The following is a 17,872-nucleotide window of genomic DNA, read 5'->3' as shown; positions in this document are numbered from 1 at the left end:
CTAATAAAATTCACATGCAAAGCTCTATTTTTCAATTAAGTAGAAATCTAACGTTATCCTATTAATCGGTATCTTTGATCAATTGAATATAATCCAAAACCTTATAATCTAGCCTTTGGTACAAACGAATTGCATCTTCATTTTCTTTCGTTGCTTCTAAGCGAAAACGCTTTGCGGATGGATATTCCTGCTCTAAGTATTCAAAAAATTGACGCCCAATCCCTTTGCCTCTGCAAGCTTCATTGAGATAAAGCTCTTCAATTAATACCACCAGGCCACCAGCTTCATTGGAATACGTAAACGATAAAAGTGCATAACCAAGAGGTTTTTCATTATCATCTTCTATAATTAACGCTCGCAAAAACGGAGATTTATCAATTACGGCTTGTTGAAAGGTGATTTCGAAGTTTTTGGGGTCTACGCTATGCACCACCGCGTTCGATGAATAAAACTCATTAACCATTGATATAAAAACATTCTTATCGTTGCTTTGTAAGTCACGTATCATTTTCATTCTCCTCACGCATTCGTTATCTTCAAAAATTTGATTAAAGGATTTTGATTAAAGGATATTTAAAAAATAGAAAAGGCAAACAGCATAACCGTTCGCCCTAACTTTTATCTCATTTTTGGTTTAGCCACCGCTGAGCAAGACGATGAAAACGTTTGTAATATTCCATCACCAAACCGGATAAGGCTGTATCATACACAACAAATACGGCATTGCCAGCCGCCAAAAGTAAGAACGGCGTTGTGCTTCCAAACGCGTAAAAGCTTTCTCTGGGTATTCCCAATAAGAAAATCGCTATATAATAACCGGCTATCACAGCGAGGTTAAATACAAGTAGCTTTAAAGCCCAAGACACGATTTTAGAAAGCCGCTCAAGGTGTGCTTTTAATATAGGATAATACCCTAAAAACAAAATATAAAGTACAACTGCTTCCTTGTCTGCTGCAAAAAGCATAGAAAGCATAGCAACCACAACATAAACCGGCCATGCCCATTTTGTGCCTAGCTCAATTACAATCACCATGCAAGGCAAACTCGCCATTGCCGTTAGAGCATAAGTTGAAATAGGGATTAACCCGGTAAGAAACATACATACAACAGATAAAGCGGCTGCTATACCGCAAAACGCCACTGGGGCACTTCTGTTTAACAGCATGGGATTAAATCGCCGCCCATACATTCACAGCACGTATCTGCACAAAGCAAGCCCATGCAGGTATCGCACGAGCTACACCCGCCGGCACCATACGTTGTATTATAACCCCCGTACATTCCGCCGCGCTGGTTCATAGATTGATTGAGTGCCGCACGGTATTCCATATTATTGGGGTCAAGCTGGCAGGCACGTGTAAAGTGGTTATGTGCTTCCTCAAGCCAACCACGCTGGTATAAGATAGAACCCTTCAAAAAATACCATTCCGCATTTCTGCTGCCAAGCGGAACGCCATTCAATATCTGCTCTGCATCCGCAATGCGGCCTGCCATGATTAAATTGCGAACATCACGGTAGCTCGAGCTCTGCGGCGCACCATAGTTTTGGTAACTGCTGGAGCCTGCTGCGCCGGCAGAACCATACCCACCGGAATATTGCGCACCATTGTTCTTGTTTCGACGCTGGCTCATTACAGCATCATACGCTTCATTAATTTCTTTCATTTTTTCGCCCGCTAAGTCGGCAATAGGGCTTCCGGCGTAATTATCCGGGTGGTATTTTTTTGCCAGTTCACGGTAAGCGGCCTTAATTTGCTCGTCTGTCGCCGCAGGAGAAACTCCTAGTATTTTATAAGGATCTGACATCGCTTTTCCCCTTTTCCATTTTCAGCATAAATTCTTTTTGCATTTGCGGCAGTCCAAGACAAACGATATTTTTTAGAATGGGTGCAAACTGCTCTCCCAATTCCAAAAGATGAAATGCGGCAATCGCCTGTGAAACAGTCATGTTAAGTGCTTGATTGCAGCGTTCCGCCGCTTCCATTAATTCTTCTTGTGTGCTGTTAACCGTAAGACCATAGTCGCGAATAAACGGATTAAACGCACCTTGCTTTAAATCGCTAGTCATATCGTCAGCGGCATCCATTAAATAGACCCATCTGCCTAAATAATAACCAAACTGTTCTAGAATACGGTATTCGGTGGTCTCTGGTTTTGCTAATTGAGAAAATACACCAGAAAGCATTTTAGCGGTCGGCTCTGCACATGCGTCCAAGGGAGGAACTTCCTGCTTTTCTATGTCATCTTGAAGCTGCATGGCATCGGCAACTACCTTTTCTAAATTGGGGTAATCCTTTGCTGCTCTTCTATGTGCCCGAATAGATAACGGGTAAAGAAAAAACGCCTTGAAGCGTGACTGAATCCCTGGGTCATGCAGGTCGTCACGCAGCTTATAGTAGGTCATGATTACGGTTAATGCAGACGCGAATTTCAGTTCTGGGTACTCACCCTCGCAAAAGGGACACTTTTTCGTGGGATTAAACGAGCACCTTCCCTGTTTCATTTTGCATTGCTGCTCAGAACGCGCCATCATTAGCATTGCCAAAAACGTACCATCATAGCTTAGCGTAAATTTAGAGAAAAATCCATAGCTTTTCCCCAACTCTTTACACATCGAACAATAAATTCCTTTATATTGATCAAATTCCCGGACAAGCAGTTCGGATTTTTGAGGCTTAATATAACCGAACACAATATTCTCCTAACATTCAGCTTGTACGTTTTATTCTACTATATTTTAAGCGTATCGTTAATTAATAATCTGTAAATTTTTTCACTTCTGTCGAAAAGAGTCGATTTTTTTCTCGCTATACTTGATATTCTAGAAATTTTTTACAAAAACAATCCGAGAATTTGGCGTAAACTGATTGACAAACTCTGCCTATTCTCATATAATGAATACAATGCCCGCCAATAACGAGGGTATAATTAAACAAAACGAGGTATCTTATGTACGAAGACAAAATTTTGATTTGCAAAGACTGCGGCGCAGAATTCGAATTCACCGCCGGCGAGCAGGAGTTTTACGCGGAAAAAGGATTCACCAATGAGCCCCAGCGCTGCAAAGCTTGCCGCTCTAACCGCAAAAATTCCAGAGGGGAATCTTCTGAGAGAGCCCCCAGAGAGATGTTTACAGCTGTATGTGCATCTTGCGGCACAACCTGCAAGGTTCCGTTCCAGCCCCGCGACGAGCGTCCTGTTTTCTGCAGTGACTGCTTTGCAAACAGAAGATAACAAAAGGTTTTCGGCTTAACCTAATCGGTTGCCGGTTCCATATCGTTACTTTTCAATCTCTAGCAATAATGCGCCAAGCACGGTTTTCCGTCGCTTTGGCGCATTTCTGCGTTTATAGTACTATCCTCAAAATTCACTTCTTTATTAAAGATTCTTAATTTGAAGATACTTTTCTTCTATAAAAAAATCAAAATACAAGTTCATTCTAAGTAGGCTTATTTCTTCTTGAAGAGTTTAGCCAATATAAACCTGAAATATTGTTACCCGCTTCGCAGGCGGTTTTTATTATCCCTGAAAGGCGCGAATATTGTAAAGGGCATTGAGCACCAGCCAATTCTGTGGGAACGGCCGCATTAAATTCCAATACCCAATTCCCAGAAAACCATATTCTCTCACCAACGCGAGCTTCGCCTGAATGCTCCTGGCATCCTCAAACCATACCTCATGAAGCTCTCCACTGGTATTAGAATATTGGAAGTGAGGCGTTTGTGCTGTTTCATCGTATAATATTTCTGCGTTATTTTCCCTGGCCAAACGCACTGCTTCCACATTAGAGATGGACTGCGCCTTCGTTGTGCCACGCACATATGGCAGCGGCCAATCGTAACCGTAATTCGGCATCCCCATATAAATTTTATTGCGTGCTATCTGCGTTACTGCGTAATCCAGCACCGCGCGTATATTGGGTATGGGTGCAACTGCCATTGGCGGGCCGTAGGTATAGCCCCACTCGTAGGTCATTAGTAATACGCCGTTGGCGGCTGCACCCAGCCCTCCGTAATCGTGGCCTTGGTACAATAGACCGGGCTGGTCACTGGAGGTTTTCGGAGCTAAGGCAACAATTACCTCATACCCCTCTGGGTTCAGCTTCTGTGTCGCATTGCGAATAAAAGCCGTATACTTATCCCGATCTTCAACAAAGATAAATTCAAAATCAACATCCAATCCCTTATAATTCTTCTGCCTGAGATTGATTAAAATATTATCTAACAGACGATTTTGTACCTCCATATCATTCAGTGCACGGTGTGCAAGCTCATTGCTAAAGCCACCATCCTCCGTTAGCGTTGAGAGGTGCATCAGTGGCGCAACGCCGTATTGCAAGGCGATATTAATTAAATCCTCATCCTCGAGCGGAACTAAATCACCACTAAAGGTAAAGCCATAGGTAAACGGGGTCATGTACGTCATAAACGGCATTGTCTGCCGGAATAGAGTGCGGTCAACAAACGGATACGCATACCCGTTTACCGACATCGCCCCCAGACGCTGCTGTTCGTAAGAAATCACGAGCCGTTCCCCGGGTCTTATAATAGGAAGCGCCCCCAACTTCGTATTATTGCGATACAGTTCATTGATGGTAATTCCGTACTGTTGGGTAACGGAATATACCGTATCCCCCGCTTCCACCACGTGTACGCGGCGCGGAAACAAAATGACAATGGTTTGGCCGGGCACCAAACGATTCGGTTCGTCCAATTCGTTATACTGAATGACATCGCGCGCAGAAACACCGTACATAGCTGCGATGGAATATACTGTTTCTCCCGGCTTAACTACATGAATTGTCATTGTCAACGCTCCTCTTTCTCCGTACTATACTTGCTCACTTAGAAATTGATAAAGGCATCCCGCTAAAAATGCAGGATGCCTTAAAATATATGCTATGAAAAGAGAGGAGTATTCGTAAAACAGGGACAAAGGTTATTTTTGCCTTGCTTTGTCTCGCTCCAATGCAATTTTTAAATACTGACCGGTATACGATTTCCTAGATTTTGCTACCTGCTCCGGTGTGCCTTCCGCCACCAACGTGCCGCCGCGGTCGCCGCCTTCGGGGCCTAAATCGATAATATGGTCTGCTGTTTTAATCAAATCCAAATTATGCTCAATTACTAAAACGGTGTTTCCCGTATCCACCAGCTTTTGCAGCACATCGATCAATCGGTGAACGTCTGCAATGTGCAGGCCAGTCGTTGGTTCATCCAATATATAAATCGTGCGCCCAGTCGGCCGTTTTGAAAGCTCTGTGGCAAGCTTTACTCTTTGTGCTTCACCGCCAGAAAGGGTAGTGGCAGGCTGGCCGATTTTAATATAGCCAAGCCCTACATCATATAGAGTTTGCAGCTTTCTTTGAATTTTTGGAATACTGGAGAAGAATTCTAGCCCTTCCTCCACCGTCATTTCCAGCACATCGTATATATTTTTGCCCTTGTAACGAATCTCAAGCGTTTCACGGTTATAGCGCCTGCCCTTGCAAATATCGCACGGAACATACACATCCGGCAGAAAGTGCATTTCTATTTTTAGAATACCATCTCCTTGGCAGGCTTCGCAGCGCCCACCCTTTACGTTAAAGGAGAAACGACCAGAGTTAAAGCCCCTCAGTTTTGCGTCTTGTGTAGAAGCAAACAACTCTCGAATATCGGTAAATACACCGGTATACGTTGCGGGGTTAGAGCGCGGAGTGCGGCCAATCGGTGCCTGATTGATTTCAATTACCTTATCCAGCTCTTCTACACCCGTTATTTCTTTATGAGCGCCGGGTCTTGTTTTCGCGCCATTGAGCTGTGCCGCTAACGATTTATACAAAATCTCATTGATAAGGGAAGACTTACCCGAACCCGAAACGCCGGTAACACACACGAATTCCGCCAAGGGAATTTTCACGGTGAGATTTTTCAGGTTGTTTTGCGTAGCCCCAACGATAGTGAGCTGCTTCCCGTTGCCCTCACGGCGGTTCTCCGGCAAAGCGATTCGCTTTGCTCCGCTCAGGTACTGCCCCGTAATGGATTTTTCACAGTGAACAATCTCTTTTGCAGGGCCGTTATAAATCACGTAGCCGCCATGTACGCCCGCACCGGGGCCAATGTCTACAATATGGTCAGCTGCAAGCATCGTCTCTTCATCGTGCTCCACTACTAGAACAGTATTACCAATGTCGCGAAGATGTTTTAATGTACCGAGCAGTTTGTCGTTATCTCGCTGATGCAATCCAATACTCGGTTCATCCAAAATATAGAGAACACCCATTAGAGACGACCCGATTTGCGTTGCCAAACGAATGCGTTGGCTTTCCCCACCAGAAAGCGTACCCGCTGAACGGGCAAGCGTTAAATACTCCAAGCCAACACTCTGCAAAAAGCCCAAACGGCTCTTGATTTCTTTGAGAATTGCCTTGGCAATCATGCTCTCACGAGGAGTTAGCTCGAGCTGCTCGATAAATGCAAGTGCGTCTGAAACAGATTTTTCACAGTAATCGCTAATGTTTACGCCACCAACTGTTACGGCTAAGCTAACGGCAGACAATCGCTTTCCGTTGCATTCATCGCAAGGTATCGCACTCATATACGATTCAATTTCTTCTTTAATCCAGCTGCTTTGCGTATCGCGAAAGCGGCGTTCCAGATTATTGATTACACCTTCGAATTCAGTCTTATATTTGCCATAACCGTACTCACTCGTGCGCTCCAGCTCAATTTTCTCACCCTTAGTACCGTATAAAAGAATATCAATAATCTCAGGCGATAACTCGCCCAAGGGTGTATCGAGTGAAAAATTGTAATGCTTTGAAAGACCATTCATGTACATAGCGGCAATACTGCTGCCTTCCATTGCCCAGCCGCTGCCCTTCAGTCCGCCTTTACTGATGGAGAGTCGATTGTCTGGAATAATTAGAGCCGGATCAATTTTCATAAAAACGCCGAGACCCGTGCATTTAGGGCATGCTCCCGCCGGATTATTAAAGGAGAACATACGAGGAGTAAGCTCCTCTATACTAGCGCCATGCTCCGGGCAAGCGTAGTTCTGTGAAAAAAGCAGGTCCTCCCCGTCCACTACGCTTACAATCATCAAGCCGTCCGCCAAGGTTGCAGCGGTTTCTGCTGAATCTGCTAAGCGAGAACGAATGTCCGGCCGAATCACAAGACGGTCAACCACAATATCGATGGTGTGTTTTTTATTCTTTTCGAGCTTGATTGTCTCCGAAAGGTCATATAAAATGCCATCCACACGCACACGAACAAAGCCGCCGCGGCGAGCCGCCTCCAGCTCCTTAACATGCTCGCCCTTGCGCGCACGAATAACCGGTGCCATCACTTGAATTTTAGTACCCTCTGGCAGAGAAAGTACCTTATCTACTATTTGGTCTATCGTTTGCTGCTTAATTTCCCGCCCGCAAACCGGACAGTGTGGAATCCCAATACGTGCATACAGCAAACGGAGATAATCGTAAATTTCAGTTACTGTACCAACCGTAGAGCGGGGGTTTTTGGATGTTGTTTTTTGGTCGATAGAGATTGCAGGTGACAAGCCTTCAATATAATCTACATCTGGCTTATCTAGCTGCCCCAAAAACTGGCGGGCATACGAAGAAAGAGATTCCACATAGCGGCGCTGACCCTCTGCATAGATGGTGTCAAATGCGAGAGATGATTTACCGGAGCCGGAAAGACCCGTAAGCACGACCAATTCATCGCGAGGAATCTCAATATCTATATTTTTCAAGTTGTGTTCTCTTGCGCCTTTAACCAGAATGTTTTTTGCCGTCATACAATTTTATCCTCCGAAGCCTGATGAAATCAATTATTATCGGGCTGTGCTGTAATCTTGTTATTCCCTACCTACTCCTTGAGCGAAGCAAAAGGCTACTTCTTCCCAAAAAGAGCTATCATTTTCCGCTGCTAAGTTGTTTGATTTTGTCACGCAGGTACGCTGCATGCTCAAATTCTAAGAGCTTAGCGGCAGCTTTCATTTCACGAGTGAGCTTTTCAATGGTTTGCTTGCGCTCTGCCGCACTCATGCGCTTACCTTTTTTCTCCTTCCCATCTTCCTTGTGGGATGAGATTTCCAATATATCCGAAACACTCTTAATAATGGTTTTCGGAGTAATATGGTGCTCTTCATTGTACTTTTTCTGCAACTCACGGCGGCGTTGGGTCTCACGTATTGCATTTTCCATAGCGGGTGTTACAGAATCCGCATACATAATAACCTGACCCTCAGCATTACGAGCCGCGCGGCCAATAATCTGAATTAAGGAGCGTTCGGAACGCAAAAAGCCTTGCTTATCTGCGTCCAATATAGCTACAAGTGAAACCTCCGGTAAATCGATTCCCTCTCGCAAAAGGTTAATGCCTACCAGAACATCAAATTCGCCTAGACGCAGGTCACGAATAATCTCCATACGCTCCACGGTATCAATATCGTGGTGCATATAACGCACTCGAATACCCATATTTTCAAAGTAAGCGGTTAAATCTTCCGCCATTTTCTTCGTAAGCGTAGTCACTAGAACACGCTGGTTTTTGGCGGTGCGCAGGTTTATTTCAGAGATTAGGTCGTCAATTTGCCCTTCTACCGGCTTTACAATGACCTCAGGGTCAACGAGGCCGGTGGGGCGAATCACCTGCTCAACGATTTGTGCCGATTTTTGCAGCTCCAAATCACCTGGCGTGGCACTCACAAAAACTGCTTGGTTCACACGCTCATAGAACTCATCAAAATTAAGCGGACGATTGTCATATGAAGACGGCAGACGGAAACCAAAATTAATCAGTGTCTCTTTTCTCGCTCGGTCTCCGGCATACATCGAGCGAACCTGCGGCAAAGAAACATGAGACTCGTCCACAAACAATAGGAAATCCTCCGGGAAATAATCGAACAGCGTAAACGGAGCACTGCCCGGTTCACGGCCTGAGAGGACACGAGAATAGTTTTCAATGCCTTTACAGAAGCCAATTTCCTGAAGCATTTCTACATCATACAGCGTGCGCTCCCGAATTCGCTGTGCCTCAATGAGCTTACCCTCAGACTCAAAGAGCTTTACCCGCTCCTGCATTTCTTCTTCAAGCTGCTGCACAGCAACCATCATTTTCTCGCGGGGCACAATATAGTGCGAAGCGGGATAAATCGCAACGTGCTTTAGAAATGCCTTTAACTCACCGGTTAGTGCGTTTATTTCTGTAATACGTTCAATTTCGTCACCAAAGAACTCCACACGAATTGCGTTTTCATTGGACTGAACCGGAAAAATCTCAACAACATCCCCATGTACCCGAAACTTATTACGAACAAAGTTCACGTCGTTTCGTTCGTATTGCAGCTCTACCAGCTTTTTTAAAAGCTCATCCCGATTTTTCTGCATTCCCGGGCGAAGTGAAATAACCATCGTGTGGTAATCAATTGGGTTACCGAGGCTATATATGCAAGAAACACTCGCCACGATGATAACGTCGCGGCGCTCTGCCAACGCAGAGGTCGCCGAGTGGCGAAGCTTATCAATTTCATCGTTAATTGCAGAATCCTTTTCAATGTACGTATCTGTGGTGGGAATATAGGCCTCCGGCTGATAATAGTCATAATAGCTAACAAAATACTCTACCGCGTTTTCGGGGAAGAACTCCCGAAACTCCGAGCAGAGCTGTGCCGCCAATGTTTTATTGTGTGCTAAAACCAGTGTTGGCCGATTTACCTTTGCAATTACATTCGCCATGGTAAATGTTTTACCCGAACCAGTAACACCAAGGAGTGTTTGCTCCTTGTCCCCTTTATTAAGCCCCTCCACCAATTGCTCAATGGCACGCGGCTGATCACCAGTGGGCTGATATTTTGAAACCAGCTTAAAATCCATGCTTCCCCTCCCCATCGCAGTTTTTCACTCTATTTTACCACAGAAGAAGTCAATACCGTAAGATTCACTTCTTTCCATATATGGAAAATCTATTTTTATCATAATAGTACATTTGTTCGTTTTTGTCAACAGCCGCAACCTCATTCTAAATGTCCTACTTTTCTATAATAAATTAAATAGATGAGCTATTAAGGCCACCCTCAAATACAAATTTGCCGTGTTCTTGGTCAAATGTAACCCAAACTTCCAGACCCAAATAATCGTCTACGGGCATCCTTGCAGAGTTGGGAGAGTTGTACCCTAAAAAGCGAGTCAGCACATAACCGCTAATTTGATTATCTTCACCAAATAATTCCACTTCTCCCACATACCACTCTCCTGTCATTTCGCACCTGCGGGGGAACATATCTTCATCATCATTGCAAACGCTCTCATCCGATAAGTATTGCGCAATTTCATGGGCTACAATCCTCATGATTTCTTCTTCATGCTCAACATAAAGGGATTCTATTTCACGAGTTGAAAATTGCATTCGTGGCTGCAGTTTATTTTCGTAGTTGGGGTAATCCCCTTCTTTATTTGGATGTGGCATGAAAATTTGTTTTAGATTCCAGTTCATGGTATCCTCCTTATTTTTGGATTTCATGGATAGCAAAAGGGTTATCGCAATAGCGACAACCCTTTACTCGTTCATAATACCTTAGAAAGGCTCCATAATATCTTTTAGAATACCCAAATGGGAAAGCGAAACATAGTCTTGGTCACCAAAAATAATATGGTCACGCAGAGGCACATTCACCGCCTGTAATGCGTGGAACACCGAGATGGTAGATTCAATATCTCCCCGTGAGGGAACCGGGTTCCCACTGGGGTGATTGTGAGACATTATCGCGGCACTTGCATTGTAGCGCACTGCCAATTCAACTATACGCCGCACATAAACCGGCACCGTGCTCACCGTGCCTTCGTTTACCACCTCACAAGAAAGCAAACGGCACTGGCTGTCAAGCAAAAGGAGTACCACTACCTCATTCTGTCGGCCAATGTACTTTCTTCGCAAAATTTCCGCAGCCTGCTCTACCTCGAATACACGAACCTTTTCTTTGTGGCAGTCTTCATAATACGCGCGGCATAACTCAGGAATCAGCTTAATTAGATGAGCAGATACCTTACCCACCCCCGCAACACGAAGCAGCTCTTCGTAAGGCGCGTGAAACACACCGGATAAAGAGCCAAAACGGTCGATTAAGCGATGCGCCAGCTCGTTTGTGTCTCCTCTACGGAAGGCAAAAAAGAGGAGCATCTCTAAAATCTCGTGAGAGGCAAAGCCATCAATTCCATCTTTTAAGAACCGCTCCTGTACCCGTTTTCGGTGTCCCTCATGAATCGCCTCGGATTTTTCAGGAATGCGTTCCGTTTTCAATCGCACTCCGCCTTTCTAAAAGGAATGGGGTATTGTGCCTGTGGCTTATACCTTACGGCTGCCGGGCTTGACCAGCTCCAGCTTACCCTCTTTGCAAATAGGGCAGTCTTCCGGCTCCCACGATTCAACCTCAAGAGAGATAACGGAGCGGAACGGTACACCAAAATCAATTTTTCCGCCGGTTCTGTCTACAATAGAACCAACGCCAACCAAATCGCCACCCGCTGCGCGAACCAGCTCAATAACCTCACGAACGGAGCCACCTGTGGTAACTACATCCTCTACTATTAAAATCTTCTGTCCGGGGGTAATTGCAAAGCCACGGCGAAGTGTCATTGCTCCGTCTTCTCTTTCAGCAAAAAAGTTTTCACATTTCAGCGCACGGCTAACCTCGTAAGCCATTTGCACCGCACCCATAGCAGGGCCGATGACTACCTCAACACCATCATTCGCAAAATGCTCTGCCAACGCACCGCAAAGCTCCTCACTATATTTGGTATTGCGGAACACCTTTGCACATTGCAGGTAACGGTTACTGTGGCGGCCAGAGGTAAGGCGAAAATGCCCCTCCAAAAGAACGTTGGCTTCTTTTAAAACTTCGAGAACTCTTTCTTGTGTAATCATCGATTTGCTGTCCCCTTTTTTTCATATCCACTGCGTTGTGCCTTTTGATAACACTGCTTTTTTCTAAATACTAATTATCGTCAGTTTATCTTCATTCGCACGAATTTTAGGCAGTATCTCTAAAAAAAGATTATACCATAGAATCGTAAAAAAACATACCTATCAACTGGTTCAAATAAGGCAAAGAGCAGTTCTTGATTACTGTGCAAAACAATGCGAATTTAAAGCACATTTCTCTTTTAACACAAACCGATTTTATGCTATACTAAAACAGTAAATAAGTTTAAGGGGATACCATATGAAATCCGTTACCATTGGTGATAACGACGCTGGCCAGCGTCTTGATAAATTCTTGACCAAAACCTACCGCAACCTGCCGCAGGCAATGCTTTACAAGAGTATTCGCAAAAAGGACATTAAGCTCAATGGAAAGCGATGCGATATTTCATCCCGTTTAAATGCAGGTGATGTTTTGACCATGTATTTAAAGGATGAGTTCTTTCAGCAAGAGCCGGAGGATTACGATTTTTTAAAAGCACCACTGAAGCTGAATATTCTATTTGAAGATGAAAACATTCTAATTCTGGATAAAAAGCCTGGACTGATTGTTCACCCAGATGAAAACTACCACTTTGATTCTTTAATCGCACGTGTGCAGCATTATCTTTATAACAAAGGTGAATACCGCCCGCAGGAAGAAAACAGCTTTGCGCCAGCACTTGTAAACCGAATTGACCGCAATACCGGCGGCATAGTAATGGCGGCAAAAAACGCAGAGTCTTTACGAATCTTAAATGAAAAGGTAAAGAACCGTGAGCTGAAAAAGCTGTACTTATGCATTGTGTGTGGGCGCATGAAAGAAAAATCGGCTACTTTAGAAGGCTACCTTGAGAAAAATGAAAGCCAAAACCGAGTGTACATTTCCAATCATGGTGCGCCGGGCGCAAAGAGTATTCGTACCCGCTACCGCGTACTAGAGGAGCGAGCCTCTTACAGCCTGTTGGAGATTGACCTGCTCACCGGGCGTACTCACCAAATCCGGGCGCATATGGCATCCATTGGGCACCCCTTGGCGGGAGACGGCAAATACGGAACAAACCGTGAGAACAAAAAAACTGGGTTTCCCTATCAGGCACTTTACTCCTACAAGCTAAAGTTCGAGTTTTCTACCCCGGCAGGAATTTTAGATTACTTGAACCAACGAGAATTTGAGGCAAAAGAAATCTGGTTTTTAAAGGACTTTTATTCATTTTAAATCACTTACTTTAGGAAGAAGGGGTATGAGATGGTAGGCACTATTCGCACTTGGAGGTTAAGCGACGCAGCCGATTTGGCCGCTGCACTAAACAACCCGAATATATTAAAAAACCTGCGGGATGGTCTGCCCTACCCTTACACACTTGCCGATGCGGAAAACTACATTCGCGCCATGCTCGGCGCTGAACCGGGCAGCCAATATGCCTTTACCGTTGATGTAAACGGCAAAGCAGTTGGTAGCATCGCCGTGTTCCGGCAGGCGAACATTCATTTTCGCACTGCGGAGCTAGGGTATTACATTGCAGAGCCTTACTGGGGGCAGGGGATTGGTACAAAAGCCGTGCAGCAAACCTGCAACTATGTATTTGAGAATAGTGATATTCTCCGTATTTTTGCCGAACCATTTGCCTATAACACTGCCTCCTGTCGTATACTCCAAAAAGCCGGTTTTACTCTGGAGGGCATTCTTCGAAAAAATGCTATTAAAAACGGAGAAGTACTAGATATGAAACTCTATTCCCTTATTCGAGAATAAAAAAGCCAAAAGGCATTGCCGATAGATTCGGCAATGCCTTTTATTTTAGCTCCTGCTCAAGATTATCAAACTCTTTTGCACTGAAAAATTCCCCTAAAGTAATGTTCAAACCGTCACAAAGCATTTTAATAGTAAGAATTTTTGGGTTCTGACTTTTTCCATACAAAATATTTTTAAGCGAAGATGGCGGAAGAGCAGAAATATTAGCCAGTTTATTAATGGATATATTCTTTTCTTCACTAAGTTGCAGAATACGGTTACGAATCGCTTCTGTTGTAGTCATTGCGTTCACTCCTGTATTTATTACTTATCTTAAGAATATAAAAAAACACTTGAAAAAATAGGCTACGCATGCTACTATTAGGCTATTGGTAGCCTAATTATGTATGGAAGGATAAAAAAAGATGTTTATTCGTCAGCTTTATCAAGACCAATATGATTTTATGCTGCACTATTTGCAGCAACAAGGTTCATTCCACCCCCTTGGATGCCAGCTATGAAGTAACCGTTCCAGTGGATGATTGTGAATACCGGCTTCGTTTACAGCCAGGCAGCAAAAGAAAAGTCGCCGTTTTACAAGCCGTTCGAATACAAACCCAACCGGGCGAGCCGCACTTTCAGCTTATTACGGATAATCTTAAGCTTGCATGCCTGCTGGAGCTGCTATTATTCGAACAAAAATCTGCTAAAAAAGAACAAAAGACCTGTCATCACGAAAAAGGATGACAGGTCTTTTGGGCTATATCTTAGAAATAATCACTTGCAGTAATCAAGTTATACCTCAAAAATTGAATTTGCACACGGGAAACACTGCAAAATACAAAACCGTTAACTTCGCATATTCGGGTATACGATTCCACGGATAATAAGGCTACGACGTGTACGAAAATAAACGAGATGTTAAATGAATGGGAGTGAACTCTTTCAAAAACTTCAACTTAATACACAAAGGTCATGCTTTTCGAATGACATATGACACAATTCTACTTTGAATCATTGCTACCAATAGGCATTTCGTGCTCTCTGTTTACCGGTTGGCATATAAACACCTCTTCACACTGGAACATATACTGAACCATGAAACTGAAATGAATAGTAAGGAGACTTGCGAAATGTCTTTGTATTCTGACAGCCTTGTATATTGCTGCCACCCTTTGGTCTACATTTGCGACAGAAGTAACAAAAGAATCGCAGTAGTAGATATTGCTGACGAAAAACAGACCATGCAAATTTCTTGCGGTGAAGATTCAGATCCATATGGTATTGCCATGAGCCCGAACAGCAGTTGTGCTTATGTGGCTAATTACATTTCTAAAACCATTCAGAAGCTGGATTTAACCCATGAAAACAAGATGGATACCAAAAAGCTCTCACATTCCCCAAAAGCGTTGGCTGTTTCCCCCTGCGGCAGCTTTCTCTATGTCGTGTTTGATACAAATCCGGTGTTACTGGTAATGGATGCCCATACCTTGGAGGAGGTTTCCTCCATATCACTCCCTGCTCCTGCATCTAGCGTGACTGTTGTACCAAACGGCAGAACCGCTTATTTAACCTTACCCTCTCTTGACCAAACCGCAGCTGTGGATTTGCAGTCTCATGCTGTTATTCATCTGCTGAAATCCGGTAGTTCACCCAATCATATTGTCTCGGCTCGTACAGTGCCAACTGTGCTTGAAGCCGGGCAAGAGAGCGACAGCCTAATTTTGATTGATACGTATAATAATGTGGCAAAAGAAGAGGTTCGCTTAGACTCCGCCCCGAGTGGAATCGCCTTTATTAACGGGGAGCAACATTGCCTTATTTCCCTGAAAAACGAAAACAAGGCAGCTGTCGTTGATTTATACAGCAAAAAAGTTACTAGCCGCATTCCAGTAGGTTCTCTTCCCGGTTCAGTAGCTGCAAGTAAGGCATACCCTCTTGCAGTAGTATGCAACGAGGGGGATTCCACACTATCGATTATTAACACAAATACGGCGGCAGTTACCGCTACGGTAACCATTGGCGGCACCGCAGCAGGAGCGGTGATGGTTGGTTAATTTATACTGCTTTCATGATAACCCTCTAAAAATAGATGATATATTATAAAAGCTCGCGGTAAAACAGATACCGTGAGCTTTTGGTTTGATTCATTTTATAAGGATTCACAGCGACAAATTTTATATCTTATGTGTTTTTATCTACCTGATGGAACTGCTTTAGATTGCCTGTTTTTAGCTCACGTCTGCTGAGCTCATCCTCAATCTCTTCCCATGATATTTCTTCATTTACCATGAGGACGGTAAGGTGATACAACAGGTCTGAAAGCTCTAGCACCGTTTCTTTTTTATCTCCATTTTTAGCGGCGATGATGACCTCACTGCATTCTTCACCACATTTTTTTAGAATCTTATCAAGCCCTTTTTCAAATAAGTAGCGAGTATAAGACCCCTCTGCATACTCTGTTTTTCGGCTTTCTACAGTTTGGTATAGCTCTTCTAGCACGTTCATTGCATTCCCTCCTCAATGGTTCGGTAAAAACAGCTATGATTCCCCGTATGGCAGGCAGCACCGGTTTGCTCCACCACTGCAAGTAATGTGTCGTCGTCGCAGTCGGTATAAAGCTCCACTATTTTTTGTACATGCCCGGAGGTAGCCCCTTTGTTCCAAAGCTCTTGCCGGGAGCGGCTGTAAAACCAAGTGTACCCTGTTTCAAGCGTTTTGGCCAAGGATTCCCGATTCATATAAGCAAGCATGAGCACTTTCTTTGTCGAGTTCTCCTGCACGATTACAGGAATCAGTTCTGCTTTTTGAAAAAAGCATTTTAAATCTTTATCTGTAAAGGCTTTTAGCTTTTCACACATGCTGTTTTTCTCCTTGTGCTACCCGAATTGCGTCCTCTAAATTTAACGTGCCACTGTAAAGTGATTTTCCGCAAATGGCACCATATAGCTCTAATGCGCATAAATCCTGAATATTTTGCAAATTTGCAATACCGCCACTTGCAATAATATGGCATGATACTGCTTGGTTCAATTGATGAAGCTGCTCAAGATTTGGGCCGGTCAGCATACCATCTTTCGCTATATCTGTAAAGACTATAAACTTTACACCAACCTGCTCCATCTGCTTTGAAAGCTCAATAAAATCCACTTTGGAGGTTTTCGTCCACCCTTCGGCAGCAACCTTTCCCTCTCTGGCATCAATACCAACTGCAATTTTTTCTCCCCAGCGTTTCACACTTTCTTGAACAAGCGATGGGTCATACAAAGCAACCGAGCCAAGTATTACCCGGGAAATCCCACGCGATAGGTAATACTCTACATCTGCAAGTGTACGTATTCCCCCACCAACCTCAACCTTAAGACCAGATTCCAATGCTTTTAAGAACACTTCGCTATTAACAGGTTGCTTCGCTTTTGCGCCATCTAAATCGACCATATGAATCCACTTTGCCCCAGATTTTGCAAAGGATAATGCGGTTACTAGTGGGTCTTGCGCCACCTTGTGCGCGGTATCGTAATCGCCCTGCCGCAAACGAACACATTCGCCATCTTTTATATCAATTGCCGGAAGAAGAATCATGCTATCCCCTCTTTCTTACAAGCTGCCTTTGGTAGAAAGCACCTGCCCCGGTGTTGTTTCCGCTATGGCAATACGCAGAGCATGTGCCACAGCTTTAAACATTGCCTCTACCATATGGTGCGAGTTCTTTCCGTATTCTACCCTTGTGTGTAGGGTAAGCTCTGCATTCATGGCAAAGGCGCGGAAGAACTCCTCCGTAAGGCAAGCATCATATGCTCCTATCGTTTGCTGCGGGAACTCTGCCTGAAATACCAAAAAAGGCCTGCCGCTTACATCAACCGCCGCAAATGCCAGTGATTCATCCATGGGCACATAAAAGCTGCCAAACCTTGCAATTCCAGAGCGATTCCCCAAGGCCTCGCGAAATGCCCTCCCGAGTACAATACCGGTATCCTCTACCGTGTGGTGACCATCTACATATAAATCGCCTTTTGCCTGAACCTGCAAGCCAAAATTACCGTGAGTGGCAAAGGCCTGAAGTATATGGTCAAAAAAACCGATACCGGTTGTAATCTTTGTCTCTCCGCCATCCAGTGCCAACTGAACACGAATTTCCGTTTCTTTTGTGTTACGAAATTGCTCTGCTGTTCTCATAGCCTGTTCTCCTCT

20 protein-coding genes are annotated in these 17,872 nt (G+C 44.2%); 5 read left to right on the top strand and 15 right to left on the bottom strand.

The window, feature by feature from the left end; genetic code table 11:
• Positions 1-61: 61 nt before the first annotated feature.
• The 4 genes from CAN90_RS07940 to CAN90_RS07925 all read right to left on the bottom strand — a co-directional run bounded on the left by CAN90_RS07940 (position 62) and on the right by CAN90_RS07925 (position 2,693).
• A complete protein-coding gene (locus tag CAN90_RS07940) occupies positions 62-508 on the bottom strand; it encodes a GNAT family N-acetyltransferase (protein ID WP_085833305.1) in 447 nt (148 codons plus the stop codon).
• A 115-nt stretch (positions 509-623) separates the two neighbouring features.
• Complete coding sequence (locus tag CAN90_RS07935; protein WP_085833304.1) at positions 624-1,166, bottom strand: YybS family protein; 543 nt, start codon at positions 1,164-1,166, stop codon at positions 624-626.
• Positions 1,157-1,807, bottom strand: a complete 651-nt coding sequence (locus CAN90_RS07930; RefSeq protein WP_085833303.1) for a J domain-containing protein — start codon at positions 1,805-1,807, stop codon at positions 1,157-1,159. Before CAN90_RS07930 ends, CAN90_RS07935 begins: the two co-directional genes overlap by 10 nt.
• Entirely contained in the window at positions 1,791-2,693 is a 903-nt protein-coding gene (locus CAN90_RS07925; RefSeq protein ID WP_085833302.1) for a DUF5685 family protein, read from the bottom strand. Before CAN90_RS07925 ends, CAN90_RS07930 begins: the two co-directional genes overlap by 17 nt.
• Before the next feature lie 257 nt (positions 2,694-2,950).
• Here CAN90_RS07925 and CAN90_RS07920 point away from each other — a divergent pair, with 257 nt between their 5' ends.
• Positions 2,951-3,235 carry a zinc-ribbon domain containing protein gene (locus CAN90_RS07920; protein ID WP_085833301.1) on the top strand — a complete coding sequence of 95 codons (285 nt, stop codon included), beginning with the start codon at positions 2,951-2,953 and terminating at the stop codon, positions 3,233-3,235.
• Between the two features lie 285 nt (positions 3,236-3,520).
• Here CAN90_RS07920 and CAN90_RS07915 read toward each other — a convergent pair whose 3' ends face one another.
• From CAN90_RS07915 to pyrE, 6 genes are all read right to left on the bottom strand, one after another.
• Positions 3,521-4,807: a glycosyl hydrolase family 18 protein gene (locus CAN90_RS07915; protein ID WP_085833300.1), complete on the bottom strand. Its 1,287-nt coding sequence runs from the start codon at positions 4,805-4,807 to the stop codon at positions 3,521-3,523.
• A gap of 132 nt (positions 4,808-4,939) precedes the next feature.
• The gene (uvrA, locus tag CAN90_RS07910) at positions 4,940-7,783 is read right to left on the bottom strand and encodes an excinuclease ABC subunit UvrA (protein WP_085833299.1); all 2,844 of its coding nucleotides are present in this window, start codon (positions 7,781-7,783) and stop codon (positions 4,940-4,942) included.
• A 118-nt stretch (positions 7,784-7,901) separates the two neighbouring features.
• A complete protein-coding gene (gene uvrB, locus CAN90_RS07905) occupies positions 7,902-9,863 on the bottom strand; it encodes an excinuclease ABC subunit UvrB (RefSeq protein ID WP_085833298.1) in 1,962 nt (653 codons plus the stop codon).
• A gap of 172 nt (positions 9,864-10,035) precedes the next feature.
• On the bottom strand, positions 10,036-10,482 hold the full coding sequence (locus CAN90_RS07900; protein ID WP_085833297.1) for a hypothetical protein: 447 nt from the start codon (positions 10,480-10,482) through the stop codon (positions 10,036-10,038).
• Between the two features lie 81 nt (positions 10,483-10,563).
• Positions 10,564-11,292: a JAB domain-containing protein gene (locus tag CAN90_RS07895; RefSeq protein WP_242953603.1), complete on the bottom strand. Its 729-nt coding sequence runs from the start codon at positions 11,290-11,292 to the stop codon at positions 10,564-10,566.
• 39 nt (positions 11,293-11,331) lie between these two features.
• The gene (pyrE, locus tag CAN90_RS07890; protein ID WP_085833295.1) at positions 11,332-11,910 is read right to left on the bottom strand and encodes an orotate phosphoribosyltransferase; all 579 of its coding nucleotides are present in this window, start codon (positions 11,908-11,910) and stop codon (positions 11,332-11,334) included.
• Positions 11,911-12,208: 298 nt separating this feature from the next.
• Between pyrE and CAN90_RS07885 the strand changes: the two genes are divergently transcribed.
• Positions 12,209-13,165 (top strand): RluA family pseudouridine synthase, encoded by a 957-nt coding sequence (locus CAN90_RS07885; RefSeq protein ID WP_085833294.1) that lies wholly within the window; start codon positions 12,209-12,211, stop codon positions 13,163-13,165.
• A gap of 30 nt (positions 13,166-13,195) precedes the next feature.
• On the top strand, positions 13,196-13,702 hold the full coding sequence (locus CAN90_RS07880; protein ID WP_085833293.1) for a GNAT family N-acetyltransferase: 507 nt from the start codon (positions 13,196-13,198) through the stop codon (positions 13,700-13,702).
• 40 nt (positions 13,703-13,742) lie between these two features.
• Here the strand turns inward: CAN90_RS07880 and CAN90_RS07875 are convergent, their stop codons facing one another.
• On the bottom strand, positions 13,743-13,985 hold the full coding sequence (locus CAN90_RS07875; RefSeq protein WP_085833292.1) for a helix-turn-helix domain-containing protein: 243 nt from the start codon (positions 13,983-13,985) through the stop codon (positions 13,743-13,745).
• Positions 13,986-14,137: 152 nt separating this feature from the next.
• On the opposite strand from CAN90_RS07875, the gene CAN90_RS07870 reads away from it, so the two are divergent.
• Together CAN90_RS07870 and CAN90_RS07865 are read left to right on the top strand one after the other, a co-directional pair.
• A complete protein-coding gene (locus CAN90_RS07870) occupies positions 14,138-14,428 on the top strand; it encodes a hypothetical protein (protein ID WP_242953602.1) in 291 nt (96 codons plus the stop codon).
• A 386-nt stretch (positions 14,429-14,814) separates the two neighbouring features.
• The gene (locus CAN90_RS07865) at positions 14,815-15,738 is read left to right on the top strand and encodes a YncE family protein (protein ID WP_085833291.1); all 924 of its coding nucleotides are present in this window, start codon (positions 14,815-14,817) and stop codon (positions 15,736-15,738) included.
• A gap of 127 nt (positions 15,739-15,865) precedes the next feature.
• Here the strand turns inward: CAN90_RS07865 and hisE are convergent, their stop codons facing one another.
• Genes hisE through hisB form a run of 4 tightly spaced genes read right to left on the bottom strand, consistent with a single transcriptional unit; the run spans position 15,866 to position 17,857 of the window.
• Positions 15,866-16,189, bottom strand: a complete 324-nt coding sequence (gene hisE, locus CAN90_RS07860) for a phosphoribosyl-ATP diphosphatase (protein WP_085833290.1) — start codon at positions 16,187-16,189, stop codon at positions 15,866-15,868.
• A complete protein-coding gene (hisI, locus tag CAN90_RS07855; RefSeq protein WP_085833289.1) occupies positions 16,186-16,542 on the bottom strand; it encodes a phosphoribosyl-AMP cyclohydrolase in 357 nt (118 codons plus the stop codon). The genes hisE and hisI overlap by 4 nt, the downstream gene beginning before the upstream one ends.
• A complete protein-coding gene (gene hisA / locus CAN90_RS07850; protein ID WP_085833288.1) occupies positions 16,535-17,263 on the bottom strand; it encodes a 1-(5-phosphoribosyl)-5-[(5-phosphoribosylamino)methylideneamino]imidazole-4-carboxamide isomerase in 729 nt (242 codons plus the stop codon). The genes hisI and hisA overlap by 8 nt, the downstream gene beginning before the upstream one ends.
• 15 nt (positions 17,264-17,278) lie before the next feature.
• Positions 17,279-17,857 (bottom strand): imidazoleglycerol-phosphate dehydratase HisB, encoded by a 579-nt coding sequence (hisB, locus tag CAN90_RS07845; protein WP_085833287.1) that lies wholly within the window; start codon positions 17,855-17,857, stop codon positions 17,279-17,281.
• Positions 17,858-17,872 lie beyond the last annotated feature (15 nt).

This window comes from Clostridium merdae (assembly GCF_900176635.1).
GTDB classification, from domain to species: Bacteria; Bacillota; Clostridia; order Oscillospirales; family Acutalibacteraceae; genus Faecalispora; species Faecalispora merdae.
This window is presented reverse-complemented; position numbering and strand designations above follow the sequence as displayed.